The 24,323-nt window shown below is 54.0% G+C and carries 23 protein-coding genes; 2 read left to right on the top strand and 21 right to left on the bottom strand.

Annotated features, from left to right (window positions below):
• Window positions 1–207: 207 nt before the first annotated feature.
• Both RTM06_RS16480 and rof read left to right on the top strand, forming a co-directional pair.
• Entirely contained in the window at window positions 208–408 is a 201-nt protein-coding gene (locus RTM06_RS16480; RefSeq protein ID WP_036622231.1) for a YaeP family protein, read from the top strand.
• On the top strand, window positions 395–658 hold the full coding sequence (gene rof / locus RTM06_RS16475; protein ID WP_008108461.1) for a Rho-binding antiterminator: 264 nt from the start codon (window positions 395–397) through the stop codon (window positions 656–658). Before RTM06_RS16480 ends, rof begins: the two co-directional genes overlap by 14 nt.
• 39 nt (window positions 659–697) lie before the next feature.
• Here the strand turns inward: rof and RTM06_RS16470 are convergent, their stop codons facing one another.
• The 21 genes from RTM06_RS16470 to RTM06_RS16370 form a co-directional block, all read right to left on the bottom strand.
• A complete protein-coding gene (locus tag RTM06_RS16470) occupies window positions 698–1,006 on the bottom strand; it encodes a cytochrome c (RefSeq protein WP_312183613.1) in 309 nt (102 codons plus the stop codon).
• Window positions 1,007–1,020: 14 nt separating this feature from the next.
• A complete protein-coding gene (gene tilS / locus RTM06_RS16465) occupies window positions 1,021–2,322 on the bottom strand; it encodes a tRNA lysidine(34) synthetase TilS (RefSeq protein ID WP_312183599.1) in 1,302 nt (433 codons plus the stop codon).
• A 54-nt stretch (window positions 2,323–2,376) separates the two neighbouring features.
• Complete coding sequence (locus tag RTM06_RS16460) at window positions 2,377–2,766, bottom strand: VOC family protein (protein ID WP_008108470.1); 390 nt, start codon at window positions 2,764–2,766, stop codon at window positions 2,377–2,379.
• Between the two features lie 75 nt (window positions 2,767–2,841).
• Window positions 2,842–4,992, bottom strand: coding sequence for a lysine decarboxylase LdcC (locus tag RTM06_RS16455; protein ID WP_265301308.1), 2,151 nt, complete (start codon window positions 4,990–4,992; stop codon window positions 2,842–2,844).
• A gap of 258 nt (window positions 4,993–5,250) precedes the next feature.
• Window positions 5,251–6,210 (bottom strand): acetyl-CoA carboxylase carboxyl transferase subunit alpha, encoded by a 960-nt coding sequence (gene accA, locus RTM06_RS16450; RefSeq protein ID WP_101762038.1) that lies wholly within the window; start codon window positions 6,208–6,210, stop codon window positions 5,251–5,253.
• A gap of 12 nt (window positions 6,211–6,222) precedes the next feature.
• Window positions 6,223–9,705: a DNA polymerase III subunit alpha gene (dnaE, locus tag RTM06_RS16445; protein WP_265301306.1), complete on the bottom strand. Its 3,483-nt coding sequence runs from the start codon at window positions 9,703–9,705 to the stop codon at window positions 6,223–6,225.
• A gap of 31 nt (window positions 9,706–9,736) precedes the next feature.
• Complete coding sequence (gene rnhB, locus RTM06_RS16440) at window positions 9,737–10,363, bottom strand: ribonuclease HII (protein ID WP_265301304.1); 627 nt, start codon at window positions 10,361–10,363, stop codon at window positions 9,737–9,739.
• On the bottom strand, window positions 10,356–11,504 hold the full coding sequence (gene lpxB, locus RTM06_RS16435) for a lipid-A-disaccharide synthase (protein ID WP_312183596.1): 1,149 nt from the start codon (window positions 11,502–11,504) through the stop codon (window positions 10,356–10,358). The genes rnhB and lpxB overlap by 8 nt, the downstream gene beginning before the upstream one ends.
• A gap of 3 nt (window positions 11,505–11,507) precedes the next feature.
• On the bottom strand, window positions 11,508–12,296 hold the full coding sequence (gene lpxA, locus RTM06_RS16430) for an acyl-ACP--UDP-N-acetylglucosamine O-acyltransferase (protein WP_101762042.1): 789 nt from the start codon (window positions 12,294–12,296) through the stop codon (window positions 11,508–11,510).
• A gap of 3 nt (window positions 12,297–12,299) precedes the next feature.
• Window positions 12,300–12,755: a 3-hydroxyacyl-ACP dehydratase FabZ gene (fabZ, locus tag RTM06_RS16425; protein WP_007893924.1), complete on the bottom strand. Its 456-nt coding sequence runs from the start codon at window positions 12,753–12,755 to the stop codon at window positions 12,300–12,302.
• Window positions 12,756–12,945: 190 nt separating this feature from the next.
• Window positions 12,946–13,971 carry a UDP-3-O-(3-hydroxymyristoyl)glucosamine N-acyltransferase gene (lpxD, locus tag RTM06_RS16420; RefSeq protein WP_265301292.1) on the bottom strand — a complete coding sequence of 342 codons (1,026 nt, stop codon included), beginning with the start codon at window positions 13,969–13,971 and terminating at the stop codon, window positions 12,946–12,948.
• 3 nt (window positions 13,972–13,974) lie between these two features.
• Window positions 13,975–14,475 (bottom strand): OmpH family outer membrane protein, encoded by a 501-nt coding sequence (locus RTM06_RS16415; RefSeq protein ID WP_007893920.1) that lies wholly within the window; start codon window positions 14,473–14,475, stop codon window positions 13,975–13,977.
• A 95-nt stretch (window positions 14,476–14,570) separates the two neighbouring features.
• On the bottom strand, window positions 14,571–16,982 hold the full coding sequence (gene bamA / locus RTM06_RS16410) for an outer membrane protein assembly factor BamA (protein WP_008108479.1): 2,412 nt from the start codon (window positions 16,980–16,982) through the stop codon (window positions 14,571–14,573).
• Window positions 16,983–17,033: 51 nt separating this feature from the next.
• Window positions 17,034–18,383 (bottom strand): sigma E protease regulator RseP, encoded by a 1,350-nt coding sequence (gene rseP, locus RTM06_RS16405; protein ID WP_312183591.1) that lies wholly within the window; start codon window positions 18,381–18,383, stop codon window positions 17,034–17,036.
• A gap of 12 nt (window positions 18,384–18,395) precedes the next feature.
• Entirely contained in the window at window positions 18,396–19,253 is an 858-nt protein-coding gene (gene cdsA, locus RTM06_RS16400; protein ID WP_154154075.1) for a phosphatidate cytidylyltransferase, read from the bottom strand.
• Window positions 19,254–19,271: 18 nt separating this feature from the next.
• Window positions 19,272–20,024: a (2E,6E)-farnesyl-diphosphate-specific ditrans,polycis-undecaprenyl-diphosphate synthase gene (gene ispU, locus RTM06_RS16395; RefSeq protein ID WP_312183588.1), complete on the bottom strand. Its 753-nt coding sequence runs from the start codon at window positions 20,022–20,024 to the stop codon at window positions 19,272–19,274.
• A gap of 166 nt (window positions 20,025–20,190) precedes the next feature.
• Complete coding sequence (gene ispC / locus RTM06_RS16390) at window positions 20,191–21,393, bottom strand: 1-deoxy-D-xylulose-5-phosphate reductoisomerase (protein WP_312183612.1); 1,203 nt, start codon at window positions 21,391–21,393, stop codon at window positions 20,191–20,193.
• A gap of 114 nt (window positions 21,394–21,507) precedes the next feature.
• On the bottom strand, window positions 21,508–22,065 hold the full coding sequence (gene frr / locus RTM06_RS16385; protein WP_036649587.1) for a ribosome recycling factor: 558 nt from the start codon (window positions 22,063–22,065) through the stop codon (window positions 21,508–21,510).
• Window positions 22,066–22,207: 142 nt separating this feature from the next.
• Window positions 22,208–22,933: a UMP kinase gene (gene pyrH, locus RTM06_RS16380; RefSeq protein WP_007893903.1), complete on the bottom strand. Its 726-nt coding sequence runs from the start codon at window positions 22,931–22,933 to the stop codon at window positions 22,208–22,210.
• Window positions 22,934–23,087: 154 nt separating this feature from the next.
• Window positions 23,088–23,939, bottom strand: a complete 852-nt coding sequence (gene tsf, locus RTM06_RS16375) for a translation elongation factor Ts (RefSeq protein WP_256695662.1) — start codon at window positions 23,937–23,939, stop codon at window positions 23,088–23,090.
• Between the two features lie 182 nt (window positions 23,940–24,121).
• The coding region (locus RTM06_RS16370; RefSeq protein ID WP_312183584.1) for a 30S ribosomal protein S2 at window positions 24,122–24,323 on the bottom strand (202 nt) is incomplete at its 5' end.

Below are 24,323 nucleotides of genomic sequence, written 5' to 3'. Positions count from 1 at the left end.
CTGCCGTTTGGCTCGACGTTGCGTCGTGTAATAACCTGTTCATCAACTTAACCTTTTGTGCGCACGCTGCGTGCATGAGACCAGCGCGAAATGTCACTTTTGCCCATTTCCTTGCATCATTCCCGTGACGACCGGGCTGATTTCCATGAAATTCCTGTGATATAGTCGCCTATCATCCAGAGTATCAACTCTGCTGAGGAGGTGTATGTGCAAAAGTATTGTGAGTTAGTTCGCCAGAAGTATGCCGAAATTGGTAGCGGCGACCTTGGGTATGTGCCAGACGCCATAGGTTGTGCGTTGAAGGCTCTCAACGATATTGCCGCTGATTCTGCGCTAAACTCTTCTCTCAGGGAACAAGCAGCGTATGCCGCTGCAAACTTATTGGTGAGCGACTATGTTGACGAATGAAGCCTATAAACCCATCAACTGCGATGATTACGACAACCTCGAACTCGCCTGCCAAAAAAACTGGACGCTGTCGTTAGAGCTTAAAAACGGCGATCAGCTCAAGGCGAAAGCCGTGGACATGGTCTCACGTAAAAATGTTGAGTACCTTGCCGTCGATCTCTCAGGCGAGACCCGCGAAGTGCGGCTCGACCACATCGCCAGCTTCACCCATCCGGAGCTGGGCACCGTCGTCGTTAGCGAAGACGAGTAAAACCTCTCTCGGGCGGGAATCCCATCCCGCCCACTTCGTTTAAGGCTTTAACGAACTGTAATACGCCGATAAATCTGCCATATCCTGATCGCTCAATCCTGCCACAAACGCTTTCATCACTTCCGCCTGGCCACCGCTCCGCTCGCCTTTTTTATAAGCTTGCAGTGAATGCAGCAGATAAGGCCCATGTTGCCCGGCCAGATTGGGATAGAGCGGCACCGCGCTTTTGCCCTCGGCACCGTGACACGTCATGCAGCTTGCCGCTTTTTGCGCGCCTGCATTGACATCGCCGTCGGCCAACGCCGGCAGCGCCGCAGCGAATAACGTCGCTGCCATCCAAAGTTTCATCATTGCTCTCCATTTTATTGTTGTGGTAACCAGATCGCCTGCCAGCCTTGCTCATTGCTGGCTGCGCCTTCACGGGTAATAAACAGCCCCGGCGCGCTAATTAGCGTCTGGTTAAAGTAAATCAACGGGATACGTTCGCGCAGCCAGGGCGCAACGCCCAACTCTTGCCATAGCTTCTTCATCTCGCGGCCACCTGCGCGCCCCTGCAAGTGATAATAACCCTGCGCCTGGAAGCGGACTGTGATGGCTTCATCCGCTGCAGGCTGACGCAGCTCGGCAATCCACGCATTTGCCTGCAGCGAACCTAAACCGGCCGGTAAATCGAGCGGCTGCGTGCGGTCTTGCCAGGTTAGCGAGTGCTGACTAAGTGATGGCTGCGGCGTTAACCAATAGAGTTGCTGGCGATAGCGGCGCAGCTCAAAAGCGCCAAAGCGCAAACAGGGTTTGGCATCTTCACGGCTGTTAATGACTTCATCGGTGATGCGCTTCAGCGCCTCGCGCGAAGGCATCGTGCCGCCCTGTTGGGCGATCCAGCGGCGTAACAGGGCATGACGCCGTGCTTCGCTCATGCTCATTAACGGCGGGAAGTGTAGCGCGCCCTGCGCATCACTAAGCTGCCCTAGCTGTTCAGCCAGCAACTCGTCGAGCAGTTGCTCCTGCTCGCCACACAGCGCAGCGCTGCGTGCGCTGGCGGCGCTGAAGTGTGGCCAGCGCGCCTGCAGCAACGGTAGAACCTGCTGACGCAGGAAGTTGCGGTCATAGCGGCTATCGCCGTTGCTTTCATCTTCAATCCAGCGCAGCTGATGCTCGGCAGCATAGTTTTCCAGCTGCTGTCGGCTAACGTCGAGCAAGGGACGCAGATGCCGATGTGCACCAACGCTGCGCTGCGGCGGCATCGCGGCCAAACCGGCCGGTCCGCTGCCGCGTTTTAACGCCAGCAGCAGCGTTTCCGCCTGGTCGTCAAGGTGCTGAGCGGTAAGTAAGTGCTCACCGGGTTGCAGCTGCTGAAACAGCGCCTGATAGCGCGCCTCGCGGGCGGCCGCTTCAATGCCGTTGGCGCGACCACCAACCTGCACATGCAGCACTTCACAGGGAATCTGCCACTGCTGGCAAAGTTGCTGGCAATGCAGCGCCCAGCTATCGGCATTCGGGCTGAGACCATGATGGACGTGCAACGCGCGCACACGCAGCGCTGGCTGCTGACGTTGGCAGCAGACCAATTGATGCAGCAGCACGGTGGAATCGAGTCCGCCGCTGAACGCCAGCACATAGCCAGCGTCGGGTGTCAGCAGCGAAGCAAGATGAGATAAAGACATGAGCGCGTTCCGTCCGGGCGAGCCACCGAATTGCGGCTCGCGGCGGACGCTAGTTTACGCCTGATACAGCTCCAGCGGCAAACCATCCGGATCGGGGAAGAAAGTGCAGGCTTTACCGGTTAACGCATCGATACGAATCGGCTCGCACGTCACGCCCTTCTCCGCCAGCGCCGCAATTGACTGCTCAACATCCTCAACGCAAAACGCCAGATGGCGCAGGCCGCAGGCTTCCGGGCCACTGACGCGTGGCGGCGGCGAGGGAAAAGAGAACAGCTCGATGGTGTAAACCCCGTTCAGACCCAGATCGCCTTTCCACGAGTCGCGCTCGGCGCGGTAATATTCACCCAACAATTCAAAACCCAGCACATCACAATAAAACGCCTTACTGCGCTGATAATCGGTAGCAATAATGGCGATGTGGTGGATCTGTTTTATTTGCAGCATAGCGACTCCGGTTTTGACATAAGCCGCTTACCCTACGTGGCACAAGCGGCGTTGGAAAGAGGTGATTGTCCTAAGTTAGCCTTCGTCATCTTCACGCAATACGCGCACCAGATAACGTCCCTCTTCCGTCAGTGTTGCACCGTGAATATCAGTTTCGAAGCCGGGATAGTGTCGACCAATAGTGCAAAGCATCAGCAGAAAATCGAGCACGGAACGGCTCTCTTCCGTAATCATCTCGCCCGGCATTACCACCGGCACGCCTGGTGGGTACGGCAGAATCATGTTGGCCGAAATGCGCCCCACCAGCTCGCGAATGTCCACCGTTTCCACCTGACCTTTCACCTGGCGCTGAAACGCCTGATGCGGCGTCATCTTCATCTCCGGCAGCACATCAAACGCTTTCAACATCAGGCGCGGCAGATCGTGTTGCAGGATCAACTGATGAATGCCCTGCGCCAGCGTTTGGATACGCATGTTGCGGTAGAAGTCGGGATCCTCAGCGTAAAGATCCGGCAGCATGTTTTTCACTCGCAGGTTGAGATCGTATGCGCGCTTAAATTCCGTCAGTCCACGCAGCACGCTCATCGCTTTGGTTTTATCAATGCCGATGCTGAACAGGAACAGCAAATTGTACGGCCCGGTTTTCTCCACCACGATACCGCGCTGATCGAGGAACTTAGCCACCAGCGCGGCTGGAATGCCCTCTTCCGCCATCTTGCCCAGCTCGCTCATGCCCGGCGTCAGAATGGTGACTTTGATCGGATCGAGGTACATATGATCGCGGTCGGCATGAGTGAAACCGTGCCAATCCTCTTCGCCCGGCTGGATCGGCCAGCATTCGGCTTGATCGACCTGTTCCGGCTGCCAGATATCAAAGAACCAGCCGTCGCACTCTTCACGCAAGCGCTGAATCTCACGACGGAAATGCAGCGCACGTTCAACCGAGCGGTTGATCAGTCGCTTACCCGGATTGCCGCGCAGCATCGCCGCCGCGGTTTCAATCGACGAGACAATCGCGTAGCTCGGCGAGGTGGTGGTGTGCATCATGTAGGCTTCGTTGAAGGTGTGCTCGTCGTAATCGCCTTTGATGTGAATCAGCGAAGCCTGTGAGAACGCCGCCAGCAGTTTGTGTGTCGATTGCGTTTCATAGATCACTTTGCCGGGAATACGATCGCCGCTCATGCCGCTTTTTCCGGCATAAATCGGATGGAAATTGGTGTACGGCACCCACGCAGAATCGAAGTGGATCGATGGCACATCCAGCGTCTGTTTGATGAATTGCGTGTTATATAGCAGGCCATCGTAGGTTGAGTTGGTGATCACCGCATGCACCGGCCAGCTAGCGCGCGGCGTGGCGTTGACCTTTAGTTGGATGCTGTCACGCGTAAACTCGCGCTGCGGAATGCCGCCCAGAATGCCCAACGCGTTGCGCGTCGGTTTGAGCCAGATCGGGATGATGTCGCTCATCATCAGCAAATGGGTCAGCGATTTATGGCAGTTGCGGTCAATCAGCACGGTGCTGCCCGCTGGCGCAGCATACATGCCGACGATTTTGTTCGAGGTCGAGGTGCCGTTGGTCACCATGTAGCTTTGCTCGGCGCCAAAGGTGCGCGCGACGTACTCCTCCGCTTCCAGATGCGGGCCGGTGTGATCAAGCAACGAACCCAGTTCCGTTACCGAGATCGAGACATCCGCTTTTAAAGTGTTCGAGCCGAAGAAGTCATAAAACAAGCTGCCCACCGGGCTTTTCTGGAAGGCGCTGCCGCCCATGTGACCCGGCGTACAGAAGGTGTATTTGCCCTCTTTGACGTAGGTGAACAACGCCTTGGTCAGCGGCGGCGTGATGTTGTCGATGTACTCATCGGTGTACTGACGAATATGCAGCGCGATATCATCGGCGGCGCTCAAGGCATATTCGAAGAAGTGCAGCGCCATACGCATCTCGTTGATGCTGACATCCATTTGCGAATGGGTGTTGATGAAGGCATACAGCGGCAGATATTCATTGAGCTGATTGATGTCGCTACACAGCGCCAGGCTGTAATCGTCCCAGTCAAAAATCACCCCGCAGATACGCGGATTGTGTTCAATCAACTTCAGCAGGTCGCTGGCATTATTGGGGTAAACGGTTTGGAAGCCTTGCAGCTTAAGGGCAGCATCCAGTTCGCGAATAGGCTCATCTTTGTAGAAAGCGCCGTGCGGTCCCATGATCGCAATAATATTCAATGCTCACCTCCTGTGGTGTTGTGGCACTGAATAAGGATAGCGAAAAGCGCGCGCGGATAAACCTGGAATGCTCTGCTGTTGAGGTTCATCGCGCTTTGGGTTGGGTGCTTAGGCCAGAAAAGGTCGCCATGAATGGCGACCCTACGGAAAACGATGCGGTTTTGTAGGGTCGCCATTTATGGCGACCAATGCGAAATTATCGATTAGCAGGCGTAAAAAAAGCGGACCGAGGTCCGCTTCTTGCTTCAGTTTGATGTATCAAGCGTAGCCGTAGTTCATCAGGCGCTGATAGCGACGGTTGAGCAACTCTTCGGTGCTCAGCACATCGAGATCGGCCAGATCCGCCAGCAGTTGCTGCTTAAGAGAAGCCGCCATATCTACCGGTTGACGATGCGCGCCGCCCAACGGTTCAGGAATGATGGAGTCGATCAGCTTCAGCTCTTTCAGACGCTCAGCGGTGATACCCATCGCTTCCGCCGCCAACGGTGCTTTGTCGGCGCTTTTCCACAGGATTGATGCACAACCTTCCGGTGAAATCACCGAATAGGTGCTGTACTGCAGCATGTTCACTTTGTCGCCCACGCCGATGGCCAGCGCACCACCGGAACCGCCTTCGCCGATTACGGTACAAATCACCGGAATTTTCAGGCCAGACATTTCACGCAGGTTGCGGGCGATCGCTTCAGACTGACCGCGCTCTTCTGCACCCACGCCCGGATAAGCACCCGGCGTGTCGATGAAGGTGATCAGCGGCATCTTAAAGCGTTCAGCCATTTCCATCAGACGCAGCGCTTTGCGGTAGCCTTCTGGTGCCGGCATACCGAAGTTACGACGGATTTTCTCTTTGGTTTCGCGACCTTTCTGATGACCAATGATCATCACTGGACGACCGTCGAGACGGGCAATACCGCCGACAATCGCTTTATCATCGGCATAAGCACGATCGCCCGCCAGTTCGTCGAAATCATCAAACGCGTTGCGGATATAGTCCAGTGTATAAGGACGCAGCGGATGACGCGCGAGTTGCGCCACTTGCCATGCGCCTAAATCGGAGAAGATTTTACGGGTCAGCTCGACGCTTTTTTCGCGCAGACGCTGCACTTCCTCATCCAAATTAATATCGTGTTTCTCATCCGAACGGCCAATCGATTTTAACGAGTCGATTTTCGCTTCAAGCTCTGCGATTGGCTGTTCAAAATCCAGGTAATTAAGACTCATAATGTTCCTGTTTTAGTCAAACTCCAGTTCCACCTGCTCCGATCCTACTAACGACCGCAAATCGTTGAGTAAACGATCGCTGGGCGAAATACGCCACGCTGCACCAAAGCGTAGCTTCGCTCGCGCATCGGCTCTCTGATAGTAGAGATGCACCGGAATGGTCCCGGAGCGATGAGGCTCCAGAGACTGGCGGAGACGGTTTAAAAGCTGGTCATCAATTTGCCTGTCCGTCAGCGAGATAGCAAGTCCGCGCGCGTATTTTTCCCGCGCTTCGTCGATGTCCATAACTTCCCGAGCGGTCATTTTAAGGCCACCGCTAAAGTCATCAAAGCTGACCTGTCCACTGACGATCAGGATACGGTCCTTCTCCAGCAACTGCTGGTATTTATCTAACGCATCGGTAAATAACATCACTTCAAGACGACCAGAACGATCGTCAATCGTACAAATACCAATTCGGTTGCCGCGTTTAGTGACCATCACGCGGGCGGCAATCACCAGCCCCGCCGCGACGGTTACTTTACCACGATCTGTCGGATGCATGTCTTTCAGGCGCATGCCGCCGACGTAACGCTCAATTTCTTTCAAATACTGATTAATTGGATGGCCGGTAAGATAGAGACCTAAGGTCTCACGTTCGCCATCCAGTTGAATTTGTTCCGGCCACGGCGTGATGCTGGCGTAGGATTTCTCCACCTGCTCTGGCTCTTCCGCCAGCACGCCAAACATATCGGCCTGGCCGATGGCTTCGGCTTTGGCATGCTGATCGGCCGCTTTTAAGGCGTCGCCAAGCGCACTCATCAAGGCCGCACGATGCGGGCCGAGACGATCGAACGCGCCTGACATGATCAGTTTTTCCATCACGCGACGGTTGATCTTTTTGGTGTCGGTGCGCGCGCAGAGATCAAACAGCTCTTTGAAGTAACCGCCTTCGTTACGCGCTTCCAGGATCGCTTCGATCGGGCCTTCACCCACGCCTTTGATCGCGCCGATGCCGTAAACGATCTCGCCATCGTCATTGACATGGAACGGATACAAACCTGAGTTGATATCTGGCGGCAGCACTTTGAGGCCCATGCGCCAGCATTCGTCGACCAGGCCAACCACTTTCTCGGTGTTATCCATATCAGCGGTCATTACGGCCGCCATGAACTCTGCCGGATAGTGCGCTTTCAGCCACAGCGTTTGATAGGAAACCAATGCGTAAGCAGCGGAGTGTGACTTGTTAAAGCCATAGCCGGCGAATTTCTCTACCAGATCGAAGATTTTCATCGACAGTTCGCCGTCGACACCCATCTTCTCTGCACCGTCCTGGAACACCGAACGCTGCTTCGCCATCTCTTCGGGTTTCTTTTTACCCATCGCACGACGCAACATGTCCGCGCCGCCCAGCGTATAGCCCGACAGCACCTGCGCGATCTGCATCACCTGTTCCTGATACAGAATGATGCCGTAGGTCGGCTCCAGCACCGGTTTCAGGGTTTCGTGCTGCCACTGAATATCCGGATAAGAAATCTCTTCGCGGCCGTGCTTACGGTCAATGAAGTTATCTACCATGCCCGATTGCAATGGTCCCGGACGGAACAGCGCCACCAGTGCGATCATATCTTCGAAGCAGTCAGGCTTCAGACGTTTGATCAAATCTTTCATGCCGCGCGATTCAAGCTGGAACACCGCAGTGGTTTCCGAGCGCTGTAGCATGTCGAAACTTTTTTTGTCGTCAAGCGGGATAGCGGCGATATCAATCGGTGGCAAACCCTGCTTTTCACGGCGCGGGTTAATCATCTTCAGCGCCCAGTCGATGATGGTGAGCGTACGCAGGCCAAGGAAGTCAAACTTCACCAGCCCGGCATATTCCACGTCATTCTTATCAAACTGGGTAACCGGGAACTGCCCGTTTTCATCGCAGTACAGCGGCGCAAAATCGGTGATTTTGGTCGGCGAGATCACCACACCACCGGCGTGTTTACCGGCGTTACGCGTGACACCTTCCAGTTTCCGCGCCATGTCGATCAGCGCTTTCACCTCTTCATCTGCCTCGTAGATCTCCGGCAGCTGCGGTTCAGCCAGGAAGGCTTTCTCCAGCGTCATGCCTGGATCTGGCGGGATCAGCTTAGAGATACGATCAACAAAACCGTACGGATGGCCGAGTACACGTCCCACATCGCGAATAACCGCTTTCGCTGCCATGGTACCGAACGTAATGATCTGCGATACCGCATCACGTCCATACATATCGGCCACGTGATCGATCACCTGATCGCGTTTCTCCATGCAGAAGTCGACGTCGAAATCAGGCATCGAGACACGTTCCGGGTTCAGGAAGCGTTCGAACAGCAGGTCAAATTCCAGCGGATCGATATCGGTAATTTTTAGCGCATATGCCACTAATGAACCGGCACCCGAACCACGGCCTGGACCGACGGGAATGCCGTTGTCCTTCGACCACTGGATAAACTCCATCACGATCAGGAAGTAGCCGGGAAAGCCCATCTGGTTGATAACGGTGAGTTCAATCTCCAGACGTTCATCATATTCCACGCGTTTTTCAGCGCGCACCGCCGCATCCGGGAAGAGGAATTCCATACGCTCTTCCAGACCTTCGCGCGACTTCGCCACGAGGAAGTCTTCGGTGCTCATATCACCGGTGGGGAACTGCGGCAGGAAGTACTCGCCGAGGCGCACTGTCACGTTACAGCGCTTAGCAATCTCTACGCTATTTTCCAGCGCTTCCGGAATGTCCGAGAACAGCTCGCACATCTCCTCTTCACTGCGCATATATTGCTGAGGACTGTAATTGCGCGGACGCTTAGGATCGTCCAGCGTGTAGCCGTCATGAATCGCCACGCGGATTTCATGCGCATCAAAATCTTCTTCATTGAGGAAGCACACTTCGTTGGTGGCAACAACGGGAATACCTTCGGCAATCGCCAGCTCGACGGCGGCATGCAGATAGGCTTCTTCATCGGCGCGACCGGTGCGCATCAATTCGAGGTAATAACGATTTGGGAAGTGTTCCTGATAAAAGCTCAAACACTGCGCGACCATCGCACTATTGCCGCGCAGCAGACTGCGGCCCACATCGCCACGACGTCCGCCCGACAGCAGAATCAGGCCTTCGCCCAGCTCCAGCAGCCAGTCACGATCGATGATGGGGCCTGCAATGCCGTAACCGCGCTGATACGCACGAGAAATCAGCAAGGTCAGGTTTTGATAACCGGTGTTATTGGCCGCCAGCAGTGTTAACTGCGTCAGCTCATCGCCCATTAATTCACTGGCAACCTGAAAATCAGCACCGACAATCGGCTTGATCCCCGCGCCGTGCGCACTACCGTAAAAACGCACCAGCCCGCACAGGTTGATGTAGTCGGTAATGGCGATCGCCGGCATGCCCAGCGCAGCCGCCTTCTTGACTAAAGGTCCGGTTTTCGCCAGACCATCAACCATGGAGTAATCACTGTGGACGCGAAGATGTATAAAACGAGGTTCAGCCATATCAGTTTCCGGTTAAAACAGTGTCAGGCTATTAAAGCGTAGTTGGCTGGCGGGCTGCCAGCACGTCAGCATCAATCAAGGCGTTGCGCACCGGTGCAAAGCTGCGACGATGATGAGGTGTGGCGCCGTGCTGCGTCAGCTTTTCCATGTGCAGCGCGGTTGGATAACCTTTGTGCTGCGCAAAACCATATTGCGGGAACAGCAGATCCAGTTCGGCCATTTCACGATCGCGCGTGACTTTGGCAATGATCGAAGCAGCACTGATCTCTTTCACCAGGCTATCGCCCTTTACCACCGCCTGCGAGGGCATCGGCAGCGAGGGACAACGGTTACCATCGATCAGGACGAAGTCCGGCGCAATGTGCAGACCCGCGACCGCGCGCTGCATCGCCAGCATGGTGGCGTGCAGAATATTGAGCTGATCGATCTCTTCTGGCTCGGCTCGACCAAGACTCCAGGCCAGCGCCTTCTCTTTGATCTCGTCATACAGCGCCAGACGACGCTTCTCGGAGAGCTTTTTCGAGTCGGCCAGTCCGACAATCGGGTTGGCGGGATCAAGGATCACCGCCGCCGTCACCACTGCGCCAACCAGCGGACCGCGTCCGACCTCATCAACGCCAGCAATCAGCTGCGCGTTGGGATAGATAAATTCAGCCATTGATGATCTCCAGTACCGCATCCGCCGCCTGCTCATCGGCATTCCAGCGAATCTGTTGATGCAGTTCGGTGAAGGTTTTCAGCAGCGCTTCGCGCTCAGGGCCCGCGTGCAGTAGCGGATCCAGCGCCGCAGCTAACGCTTCGGGCTGACACTCGTCCTGCAGCAACTCTTTTACCAGCTCGCGACCGGCTAACAGATTTGGCAGGGAAACGTAAGGCGTTTTTACCAAACGTTTTGCCAGCCAGAAGGTCGACGGCTTCATACGATAGCCAACCACCATCGGGCATTTCGCCAGCATGCACTCCAGCGCGGCGGTGCCAGATGCAAGAATAGCGGCATCGCTGGCCAGCATCGCCTGACGACCTTTGCCATCCAGCAAATGCATCGGCAGTTCAGGCGCAACTTGCGCTTTGATCTGCTCAAACTGCTCGCGGCGTTTGGCGTTCACCAGCGGCACCACGATTTCCAGCGCTGGATAGCGCTGACGCAGCAGCTGCGCGGCGCGCAGGAAATCGGCGCTGAGCATTTCCACTTCCGCACCACGACTGCCCGGCAACAAGCCAAGGCAAATCGCCTCTTCAGCGATGCCTAACTCGCGGCGAGCCGCCAGCTTATCGGGCTGTAGCGGCATCGCATCAGCCATGGTGTGGCCGATAAAGCGGCATGGCACGTTAAAACGATCGTAGAACGCTTTTTCAAACGGCAGGAATGCTAGCACCAGATTGGTGTTGCGGCCGATTTTGAAAACGCGCTTTTGACGCCACGCCCAAACGGAAGGGCTGACGTAGTGAATAGTGCGAATGCCCGCGCGCTTGAGGCTCCCTTCCAACGTGATGTTGAAATCCGGCGCATCAATGCCGACAAACACATCCGGCTTGAGTTCGGTGAAGCGCTGCGTCAGGTCACGACGAATCTTCAGCAGACGCCGCAGGCGTCCCAGCACTTCGACGATGCCCATCACCGCCAGCTCTTCCATCTCATACCAGGCTTCGCAGCCTTCGGCCTGCATCAGCGGACCGGCCACACCCACAAAGCGCGCATTGGGATGGCGCGCTTTTAACGCCCGGATGAGACCTGCACCAAGAATATCGCCGGAGGTTTCTCCGGCGACCAGGGCAATCGTTAGGGGACGCGCTGACATGGATTAACGAATCAATCCACGCGTAGAACGGGCAAAGAAGTCATAGAAAGGCTGCACTTCGCTGTGTTGTTTCGCCAGCTCTTCAATCTCTGGTTTCACTTCATCCAGCGTTTTTCCGCTGCGGTACAGCAGTTTGTACGCGTTGCGAATGGCATGCAACGCTTCTTTGCTAAAGCCGCGACGCTTCAGACCTTCGATGTTGATACCGTATGGCGTTGCGTGGTTACCCTGCGCAATGACATAAGGCGGCACATCCTGCGCGACGCCTGAACAACCGCCAACCATCACGTGAGCACCAATGGTGCACCACTGATGTACTGCCGTCATGCCGCCGATAATGGCAAAATCATCAACGGTGACGTGACCGCCCAACGTGGCATTGTTAGCAAAGATGCAGCGATTGCCAATCACGCAGTCATGCGCGATGTGAGCATTCACCATCAGCAGGTTATCGCTGCCGACTTTGGTCACATTGCCGCCCTGCGTGGTGCCACGATGAATGGTCACGCTCTCGCGGATGCGGTTGCGATCGCCAATTTCAACGCGCGTTGGTTCGCCCGCATATTTCAGGTCCTGGTTCACTTCACCAATGGAAGCGAACTGGTAGATCTGATTGTCTTTGCCGATACGCGTATGGCCGTTCACCACCACGTGCGATTTGAGTACCGTTCCTTCACCAATTTCCACATTGGCACCGATAAAGCAGAACGGACCGATGTGAACATTGGCGCCGATCACGGCACCCTCTTCAATGACAGAACTGGGATGGATATTGGCGGTTGAATCAATCACTTATTATGCCTCCCGGCTACGGGCACACATCATGGTCGCTTCACAGACAATTTTGCCGTCCACGGTCGCCACGCCTTTAAAGCGCGTCAGGCCACGACGGGTTTTCTCGAAGGTCACTTCCATGATCATCTGATCGCCCGGCACAACCGGACGTTTGAAACGGGCTTCATCGATACCAGCGAAGTAATAGAGTTCGCCTGGTTCCAGTTTTCCAACGCTTTTGAACGCCAGAATGCCGGTCGCTTGCGCCATCGCTTCCAGAATCAGAACGCCTGGGAAAATCGGCTTACCAGGGAAATGTCCCTGGAAAAACGGTTCGTTAACAGAAACGTTCTTCACCGCGCGCAGATATTTATGCTCTTCAAAATCCAGCACGCGATCAACCAGCAAGAAAGGATAGCGGTGTGGCAGCAGTTCTAAAATCTCTTCAATTTTCAGAGTATGCGTTTCAGTAGTCAAAATACTCTTCCTGTCCTAAAAAATCTGATGGCAACAATAACACGGCCTGCACCGATCAAATGATCTTCCGCAGGCCGCAAATTAGTTCGGGGCGTTTCGCTTTCTTACGATACCTGCTGCCATTCTCGGGTTAGCCGAAGGTGGCAGAAAGTACACTTCTTGTTATGAAAGCGAGTAGCGTGGGATGCGTTTAGTCGTCTTTGCCGACCTTACGTTCGATGGCTTTTAAGCGTTTGCTTATTTCATCGATGTTCATCACCAGCGCTGCTGTTTTACGCCAGGTTTTGTTGGGTTGCAGTGGAATACCCGACGAATACACGCCTGGCTCTGTGATGGGGCGCATTACCATGCCCATGCCCGTTACGGTCACTTTGTCACAGATTTCCATATGGCCGTTAATGACGCTGGCGCCGCCAATCATACAGTAACGTCCAATCTTCAGACTACCCGCCATGATCACACCACCCGCAACTGCGGTGTTATCACCAATCACGACGTTGTGCGCAATCTGACACTGGTTGTCTATGATAACACCATTGCCGATCAGAGTGTTATCCAGCGCGCCGCGATCGATGGTGGTACAGGCACCAATTTCTACCCGATTACCAATCACTACGGTACCCAGTTGTGGGATTTTCACCCAATTGCCGCGATCGTTAGCATAGCCGAAACCATCAGCACCAATAACGGTGCCCGACTGAATCAGACAATCCTGACCAATCTGAATTTCGTGATAAATCGTGACGTTAGCCCACAAACGTGAGCCGCGACCGATACGCGTCTGCTTACCAACAAAACATCCTGCGCCAATAACGACGTCGTCACCCAGCTCTACGCCGGACTCGATCACCGCATTTGCGCCTACCGAAACATTCTTACCCAGCTTAGCCGTTGCATCGATCACCGCACTGGGCGCGATATTCTGCGCGGGCTGCGGCGTGGTGTCCAGCAGTTGTGCCATGCGGGCATAAGTTAAGTAAGGATTTTTCACCACCAGGGCGGCCGTTTTACACCACTCCAGATCCGCTTCCGTCAGCACCACGGCTGAAGCCTGGATAGTAGCGAGCTGCTCGCGGTAGCGGCTGTTTGCAAGAAAAGTGATTTGGCCAGTTGTGGCGGATTGCATAGAAGCAATGCCGGAGATGACGATATCGCCATCTCCGTGCAATTCTGCATCCAACTGCTGGGCTAAATCAGCCAGTCGAATTGATGACATCAATTATTTAACCTGTTTTACAACGTCAGCAGTGATGTCTTTAGCATCAGAAGAAGAGTACAGCACGGCCTGAGAGTCCAGAACCAGATCGTAACCTTCGCTTTTCGCTACAGACTGAACAGCGGTCTGGATTTTAGCCAGCAGCTTGTTACGCTCCTGCATCTGACGAGTTTGGTTGTCTTTGTCAAAAGCCTGTGCTTTTTGTTCAAAGGCAGCACGCTCAGAAGAGATTTGCTTCTCTTTCTTGGTGCGGTCGCTCGCTTTCATGGTCGATGCATTACGCTGCAGATCCTGAATTTCTTGCTGGATCTTCTGCTGCTGAGACTGGAGATCAGAGGCGCGGCTCTGGAATTCACCTTCAAGCTGTTTAGCAACAGCAGCACGCTGCGGAGACTGCTGGAAAACCTGGCTCAGGTTCACGACGGCAACTTTATCAGCCGCTTGGGCACCCGCAGAAGCAGCTAACGCAACACCCAGAGCAGCAGCACAGAACAACTTTTTCACTATAAACTCCTTACCTCAACGTGTGTGTTTGCAGCGTGCCGCATTATCAGGCAGCACGCGTGCAAGACGGTATTTTCACTTCCCTGCTCAGAGCCTTACCAGGTTTTACCAATGTTAAACTGGAATTGCTCTGACTTGTCTCCCTCGACTTTCTTCATCGGCTGGGCGTATGAGAATACCAGCGGTCCTAACGGTGACATCCACTGCAGTGCCACACCGGCAGAGACGCGAATGTTATTAGGATCGCTGTAATCTGGCACACCCGCCGCGCGTGTTTCCGCGGTGTTCTGCCATTTGGTATCCCAAACGGTACCGGCATCCATAAACACCGAGGTACGCACGGAATTCGCATACTTCTCGCTCAGGAACGGCGTTGGCGTGATCAGCTCAAGGCTGGCAATCGCCATGGCGTTACCACCAACCGCATCATCCGACTTACAGACGCCGTTTGGATCTGAGAGATTACAGGTTGATGAGCCATCGTTCAGATACGCAGCTTTAGGACCAATGGTATTGGACTGGAAGCCACGCACTGTGCTCGAGCCACCGCCATAGAAGTTCTCATAGAACGGCATCTCTTTACCATTAAGTCCGTCACCATATCCAACACGGCCACGGCCTAATACTACCCATGTACCGTCGCGGTTCAGCGGCACATATTGCTGGCTATCCAATGTCGCTTTGTAGAACGCGTTATCAGAGCCTGGAATCGTCACTTTACCGTTCAGGTTGGTACGGTTACCGCGCGTTGGGAAGAAGCCGCGGTCTAAGGTGTTATAGGTCCAACCGTAGTTAAAGGTGAAATCATCTGCAGAGAAATCACCATCATCATTCAAGCCTTGATGACGACCGACTGAATCCAGATAACGCCACATCGCCACCTGTGGACGCATGTTGGAGAGGTCGTTATGCACGTAACCTAAACCAACACGCAGGGTGTTGTTTTCGTTGACCGGGAAGCCAAGCGTACCGTCAAGACCATAACTTTTGTTGGTATAGTCAGACAGATCCGCGTCATCGGCTTTAAAGTCGTTATAGAACAAACGACCGCCAAGGCTCACACCGTCGACCGTGAAGTACGGATCGGTCAATGAGAACTCAGCATAGGTCTGGTAATCGTTTTTAGTGCCGCTAATGCCAACGGTGTTGCCGGTGCCGAGCCAGTTTTCCTGGGTCACACCCACCTGGAAGCTCACGCCACTTTCAGTACCGTAACCGACACCAAAGTTGAAGGTACCAGTGTTACGCTCTTTCACCTTGTAGACCACATCAACCTGGTCTGGTGCACCTGGAACGCGCTGCGTATCCACATCCACGGTTTCGAAGTAACCGGTACGATTCAGACGCTCTTTACCCTGATCGACGAGGTCGCTGCCCAACCAGGCACCTTCCATCTGACGCATTTCACGGCGCAACACTGAATCTTTTGAGGTGTCGTTTCCTTCAAAGCGCACTTTACGCACGTAGTAACGGTTGCCCGCATCCACGTTGATATGCAGCTTGACGGTTTTGTCAGCATCATTAATTTCTGGCTGGGTCATTACGCGCGGATAGGCGTAACCGTAGCGGCCCAGCAATTTCTTGATGTCATCTTCCATTTGGGTGACTTTGGTGCCGTTATACAGCTCACCCGCTGGAATTCTGGTCATCTTTTCGATTTCAGCAGAATGGCCCGCCATGCTGCCGTTCACGATCACGCCGGCAATCTTGTACTGATCGCCTTCGTTGATGTTCACGGTGATGTAGATGCCTTTCTTATCTGGCGTCAGGCTCACCTGCGTAGAATCGATGTTGAAACGCGCATAACCGCGATCCAGATAGAAGCTGCGCAGGGTTTCGAGATCGCCCGCTAACTTCTGCTTCTGGTATTTGCGATCGCCCACCACGTTCCACCATGGCACTTCATCACGCAGTGAGAAGCGCGAGATCAGTTCGTCAGAGCTAAATGCTTTATTGCCGACGATGTTGATCTGCTGGATCTGTGCTGAAACGCCTTCCTGGAAGACGAATTTCAGATCCACACGGTTGCGCGGCAGCGGCGTAGCAATGGCTTTGACGCTGGCGGTGTATTTACCGACGCTGTAATAGAAGTCTTCCAGGCCCTTCTCGATTGAAGAGAGCGTGGTGCGGTCCAGCGCTTCGCCAACGCGCACGCCAGACGCTTCGAGGTTCTGTTTCAGCTGATCTTCTTTCACCGCTTTGTTGCCGGAGAAAGTGATGTTGGCAATGGTCGGACGCTCTTTCACCTGAACAATCAGGGTTGTACCGTCACGCAGAACCTGCACATCTTCAAAGTTACCGGTGGCGAACAGTGAGCGAATGGTGTTTCTGACATCATCGTCATTCACCGTATCACCGACACGTACCGGCATGCTGAGCAGAGCCGCGCCGACGGCGACTCGCTGGAGACCTTCGAAATGAATGTCCTTCACTACGAAATCGTCTGCACCGTAAACGGTGGCGCTGCTAAACAGCAGCGACGCTATGAGCAACTTTTTCATCGCCATCGTTGTTATGCGTTTTCCTAACACATCCCGCGCCTGTATGCGTTCCAGCTATTACAGACGTGAGAAATCATTGAAAAGTGCAAGCCCCATTAACAGCACTAGCAATATTGAGCCAATGCGATAACTAAAGTCCTGAACTCGCTCGGACACCGGTCCACCTTTGATCTTTTCGATCGCCAGAAAGAGCAGATGACCACCATCTAAAACCGGCAGAGGGAACAGGTTAATGATGCCCAGGTTGACGCTGATCAGCGCCAGGAACATCAGGTAATAAATCACCCCGTACTCTGCTGATAACCCGGCACCCTGCGCGATCGAAATCGGCCCGCTCAGGTTATTCAGCTTCACATCCCCGTTTATCAACTTGCCCAGCATGGAGACTGTTAGCTTCATCAACTGCCAGGTTTTTACACTGGCTTCGCCGATCGCCGCAAAAGGTCCATACTGCCTTACCGTTTTGTACTCATCAGGCAGCGGAATCACACGCGGAATGACACCCGCGAAGCCTTCCGCTTCCTTGCCCGGTTTCGCTTCCGGCGTTAACGTCAACGCCACAGGTTCGCCGTTGCGCTCGATGTCTAGCGCCATGTTTTTGCCCGGATTATCCCGCACCTGTGCCGCAAAAGCCTGCCACTGTGACAATGGCTGACCATCGACTTTAACGATCCTATCGCCCGCTTGCAAACCAGCATTGCTTGCCGGTGAGTTTGCCTGAACTTCAGCTAAGGTCGTTTCAATCTGCGGCCCACGTGGACGAATACCTAAAGCGACCACCGGATCCTGTTTATCAGGCTCAAATTGCCAATCGCGCAAATTTAATTGCTTTTGCTGCGTGGCTTCTTCGCCAAATTGCGAGACGGTAAGCGTGGCATCGCTGTCGCCGATTTTACCGATCAGCGCCATACGCACTGCATCCCAATCAGGCGTTTCGATACCATCTACCGCTTTAAGTTCCATGCCGGAGGTAATTTGCGCTTCAGCAGCGACGGAACCGTTCAGAATTTCACCAACTACGGGGCGCACACCCGGCACGCCGTGAATAAACACGACCCAATAAGCAAAGATGGCGAAGATGAAATTAGCGATAGGACCGGCTGCGATAATCGACGCACGTTGCAGCACGGTTTTATTATTGAAGGCTTGGTGACGCAGTTCGGCGGGAACGCTCTCAACGCGTTCGTCGAGCATTTTGACGTAGCCGCCGAGCGGAATCAGCGCGATGACATATTCGGTGCCCTGACGATCGCTGCGACGCCACAGCGCTTTACCAAAGCCAATCGAGAAACGTTCAACTTTGACACCGCAGCGGCGCGCCACCCAGAAATGGCCAAACTCGTGCACGGTAATCAGCACGCCAAGCGCCACGATAAAGGCGGCAAAACTCCAGAGTATACTCAACATCGTCGGCTATCCTCAGAGGGTGCGGAACACCAACAGCAGCAGGCAGGCAAACACCGGCACCGCAGCAGTCAGGCTATCAATACGATCGAGAATACCACCGTGCCCCGGAATCAAGTTACCGCTGTCTTTAATGCCCGCTTCACGCTTGAACATACTTTCTGTCAGGTCGCCCAATACCGATGCCAGCGTGGCAATCACCGCGCAGATAATCAGCGTGCCCGGCGCAACCGAAAGCGGTGCCAGCAGGGCAAACAGCCAGGCGATGATGGCAGATGACAACAGGCCGCCGAAGAAACCTTCCCAGGTTTTCCCCGGAGAGACTTTCGGAGCCAGCTTATGTTTGCCAAACAGACGGCCAAACATGTAAGCACCAGAATCTGCGCCCCAGACGAGGAACATCACGAACAGCAGCCACCATGCGCCGGCGAAATGATCGGTATCGTAATGATACTGACGCAGCGCCATCATCCCCCAGAAGAAGGGAATCAAGGTGAGCAGGCCAAACAGCAGGCGCAGCGCACGCGAATGACGCCACAAGGCAGCAGAGGCAGGATAGAACAGTACTAAGATGAGCGCGGCAATCCACCACACCAGCGATGCCCAGAGCGAGCCTTCCATCTGAAATTGGTGCAGATTGCGTTGATAGGGTTCAAGAGTAAATAGCATCGCGGACAGCAACAGACCGCATAGCACGGCGAGCCAGATACGTTGCTGACGCGTTTTCATGCCGGCAAACTGCCCCCATTCCCAGGCGGCAAGCATGCAGATGATGATAGTGATAATCGCAAAACCGGACAGGGGTAACCAGAACAGTGCAGCGATCACCAGCGGAATCAAAATTAACGCGGTAATCAGACGAGACTTCAGCAAAGGTTACCCCCAAATTGCTTAGGCGCCGCCTGGTGCAGTACCGCCATAGCGTCGCTCCCGCGTAGAGAATGCATTCAGTGCACCTTCAAAAACGTTTTCATCAAAATCAGGCCAAAGAACATCGGTAAACCAAAACTCAGCATAGGCGATTTGCCACAGCAGGAAGTTGCTAATCCGATGCTCTCCCCCGGTCCTTATCACTAAATCCACTGGCGCCAGCTCCTGCATACACAGATACGGAGCCAGGCTTTCTTCGGTAATCTGGTCAGGACGCAGTAAACCTTCCTGAACCTGTTCGGCCAATTTTCTGGCACCCTGGATAATATCCCAACGGCCGCCATAGTTGGCAGCAATGTTAAGGGTCAGTCCATTATTTTGCTGAGTCAGTTCCTCGGCGCGGCGAATACGTTCCTGAATACGGTTATTGAAACGACTGATATCACCAATAATGCGCAGACGCACATTGTGCTTGTGCAGGCTTTTGACTTCGCTGTCGAGCGCCCAGACAAACAACTCCATTAATGCTGTCACTTCCTGAATCGGACGGCTCCAGTTTTCACTGCTGAACGCATAAAGCGTGAGCGCTTCCAGTTTATGGCTAACCGCAAAGCTGACAGCCCGGCGTACTGATTTTACCCCGGCTTTGTGGCCTGAAATACGCAGTTTGCCCTGATTTTTTGCCCAGCGACCATTACCATCCATAATGATGGCCACGTGACGTGGCGTGCAGTACGACTCGTCATCGATTTTGTTGTGATTGTTGGACGACATAACGCGTAATAATTCCTTTCATCAGAAATGCTGTGGTTTCTGAATACATTGCGCCTGCAGCAAACTCCGGCAAACACGCCAGATGACATCGAAACAATGTCGGGCTGTGAAACGCGAGCGAGCGACTATACCATTTTCACCCAGAGCGAACAAATAGCGGGAACTATCAACCTGCTAAACGAAAGCGCGGCAACAATTCATTGGCACGCACGCGCGCTAACCGATCAATCTCCATCACCTCGTCAATGCTGCCCGGCTCCTGACAGCTCAGGGACGCCAGCACTTCGCGGTTGATGGCAGCGATATCGGTAAAGCGAATCTGGTGCTGCAGAAAAGCTGCCACCGCCACTTCATTCGCTGCGTTCAGCGAGGTCGTCGCGGCCTGACCTGTGGCACAGGCATCAATCGCAAGCTTCAGGCAGGGATAGCGCTCGTAGTCCGGCTCGGCAAACGTCAACGACTTCATGCGAGTGAAGTCGAGCGGCGTTACGCCCGCAGAGATACGTGCTGGCCATGCCATGCTGTGCGCGATAGGCGTCCGCATATCCGGAGAGCCCAGTTGCGCCAGCACGCTGCCGTCGCAATAACGCACCATCGAATGGATAACCGACTGCGGATGCAGGATCACCTCCATCTGCGCGTCAGTCGCATTAAACAGCCAGCGGGCTTCAATGTATTCAAGACCTTTATTCATCATGGTGGCCGAATCAACGGAGATTTTACGTCCCATTGACCAGTTCGGATGCGCACAGGCCTGATCCGGCGACATACCGGCTAAATCGGCTAATGGCGTGTCACGAAAAGGACCACCCGATCCCGTAAGGAGAATCGACTCGATGCCGTTCCCCCGTAGATCAGCGTACCCCAACTGATGCTGTATGGAAGCGGGTAAACTCTGAAAAATGGCGTTGTGCTCACTATCGACGGGTAGCAATTGCACCTGATGTTGGCGTACCGCCTCCATAAACAGACGGCCGCATGTGACAAGCGATTCTTTGTTGGCCAGCAGCACGGTTTTGCCGGCACGAATGGCGGCCATGGTAGGCTGTAAACCTGAGGCGCCAACAATCGCCGCCATCACCTGATCCACATCATCCAGCGCGGCCAGTTCGCAGGCAGCCTGAACGCCGGAGAGCACTTCGGTATTAACGTTGAGTGCTTTCAGTCGCTCACGCAGCGCTTGGGCAGATTTCTCGTCGGACATCGCAGCATAGCGCGGCTGGAATTGCAGGCATTGCTCGGCCATCAACGCCACATTCTGGCCGGCCACCAGCGCGGTCACCTGATAAAGTTCAGGATTTGCGGCAATCACCGCCAGCGTGCTGGTACCAATGGAGCCGGTCGAACCCAGCAGAGTTAATCGCTTCATCATGCTATCCCTGTGAAGTCGTGGAGGGTGCCCGCAACAGCGCCGGACACAATGTAAAACGCCGCCAGAGTCGAACACGTCTCTGAACGGCGTTTTGAAAAGCAGTTGATGGAATTAGAAGTCCATCAGTTCCTTTTCTTTATCGGCCAATGCCGCATCAACACTCTTGATGTGCGCATCGGTCATTTTCTGGATCTCATCCTGCGTACGACGTTCGTCGTCTTCGCTGATCTCTTTGTCTTTCAGCAGCGCTTTGATCTTGTCGTTCGCGTCACGACGGACGTTACGTACAGACACACGGCCCTGTTCAGCTTCGCCACGTACGATCTTGATCAGATCTTTACGACGCTCTTCGGTCAGCGCTGGCAGCGGTACACGAATATCGCTACCGGCTGAGCTTGGGTTCAGACCCAAATCAGACGTCATAATCGCTTTCTCAACAGCAGCGCTCAGCGAGCGATCAAATACGTTGATTTTCAACGTACGTGAATCCTCTACCGTCACGCTAGCCAACTGACGCAGCGGCGTAGGTGTACCGTAATAAGGAACCACAATGCCGTCGAGCAGTGAAGGCGAAGCACGGCCGGTGCGGATTTTGCTGATGTTGTTTTTAAATGCATCCACACATTTTTCCATGCGCGTGTCTGCATCTTTTTTAATGTCGTTAATCACGTTGAAACCCTTGAATTCGGTTGACCTGGCCATTTCCGGGCTAACCGGAAGCGGTATCGATAAACATCGATCATCCTAATTGCTGCGCGATGCCAGAGCATCGCGGCAAAAGAATATACCTTATTTTAACGTGCGTCGGGTATTAATGCGTAATCAGGGTGCCTTCTTTTTCACCCATCACGACGCGACGCAATGCGCCAGGCTTGTTCATGTTGAAGACGCGGATAGGCAGTTTATGGTCACGCGCCAGCGTAAAGGCGGCGAGATCCATCACTTTGAGCTCTTTATCCAACACTTCTGCATAGCTCAGTTGGTCATACAGCGTGGCATCCGGGTTTTTCACCGGATCTTCAGAGTAGACGCCGTCTACTTTGGTGGCTTTCAGTACCACGTCGGCTTCGATTTCGATGCCGCGCAGGCAAGCTGCAGAGTCAGTGGTAAAGAACGGGTTGCCGGTACCGGCCGCGAAGATCACGACGCGGTTATTGCGCAGCAAACTGATCGCTTCTGCCCAGCTGTAGTTATCACACACGCCGTTCAGCGGAATCGCTGACATCAGGCGCGCATTGACATACGCACGGTGCAGCGCATCACGCATTGCCAGGCCATTCATTACTGTTGCCAGCATGCCCATATGGTCGCCGACCACACGGTTCATGCCCGCCTGGGCCAGACCTGCGCCGCGGAACAGGTTACCGCCACCAATAACCACACCCACCTGAATGCCCAATTCAACCAGCTCTTTAACCTCTTGCGCCATGCGGTCAAGCACGCTCGCGTCGATGCCAAAACCTTCGGCACCTTGCAGTGCTTCGCCACTCAGTTTTAGCAGGATACGTTGATATACAGGTTTTGCGTTGGTCGCCATGGTCAGTTCTTCCTGGAAGATATGATGAAAAGGAGAAGTAAAATCTGGTCGATCATCCGCAAAGCCCGCGAGAAAAGCTATTGGGATGAGACTGAAAGTGCTGCACTAAATCGCAGACAAAAAAGAACCGCCTTGTGGCGGTTCTTTCGGACCATTAAGACTGTTTGGACATTGCAGCAACTTCTGCTGCGAAGTCAGCTTCAACTTTCTCAATGCCTTCACCCACTTCGAAGCGGATGAAGTTGATGACGTCAGCGTTTTTCTCTTTCAACGCCTGGCCAACGGTTTTGCTTGGATCGATAACGAATGCCTGGCCGGTCAGAGAAACTTCGCCGGTGAATTTCTTCATGCGGCCTTCAACCATTTTCTCTGCGATTTCTTTTGGCTTGCCAGACTGCATGGCGATGTCCAGCTGAACCTGGTACTCTTTCTCAACCACGTCTGCAGACACGTTTTCTGGCTTAACGAATTCTGGCTTGCTTGCAGCGATGTGCATAGCAACTTGCTTGCTCAGTTCTTCGTCAGCACCGGTGGTAGAAACAACCACACCGATACGTGCGCCATGCTGATAGCTGTTCAGCTCAGCGCCTTCCAGGATAGCAACACGACGGATGTTGATGTTCTCACCGATTTTCGCAACCAGCGCTACGCGTTCTTCTTCGAACTGCGCTTTCAGAACTTCCACATCGGTAACTTTGCCAGCGACAGCTGCATCCAGAACCTTTTCAACAAACGCCAGGAAACCGCCATCTTTAGCAACGAAGTCGGTCTGGCAGTTTACTTCCAGGATCGCCGCGAAGCCGTCAGCGATTTTGGTTTTGATCACGCCATCAGCAGCAACGTTGCCTGCTTTCTTAGCGGCTTTGATTGCGCCAGATTTGCGCATGTTCTCAATCGCCAGCTCGATGTCGCCGTTCGCTTCGGTCAGCGCTTTTTTGCAGTCCATCATGCCTGCGCCAGTACGCTCACGCAGTTCTTTTACCAATGCAGCGGTAATATCAGCCATTCCAGAATCCTCGATTCGTCTCTGTGTGCTCACACACTGTCAGAAACTTGTTGCGGAAAATTTACTCTGCCCCGCTCGCCTTGCAGTGAGCGTGACAGACTTAGATAAAATAAAGGGGCCTGAACGGCCCCCTTAACAGATAACATCTGATGTCTAAGGGCTCTTAGAAAGAGCGAACCTTATTAAGCTTCAGCAGCTTCTTCAGCCTGCTCAGCCAGATCCTGTGAACGGCCTTCGCGCACGGTAGTGGCAACGGCAGTCAGGTACAGGCTTACAGCACGGATCGCATCGTCGTTACCTGGGATAACGAAGTCAACGCCGTCTGGATCAGAGTTGGTATCAACGATAGCAAATACTGGGATACCCAGGTTGTTTGCTTCTTTG

The sequence above is a fragment of the Pantoea sp. CTOTU46764 genome (assembly GCF_031974595.1).
Taxonomy (GTDB): Bacteria; Pseudomonadota; Gammaproteobacteria; order Enterobacterales; family Enterobacteriaceae; genus Pantoea; species Pantoea trifolii.
The sequence above is the reverse complement of the archived record's forward strand: the minus strand, read 5'-3'. Positions and strand labels throughout refer to the sequence as shown.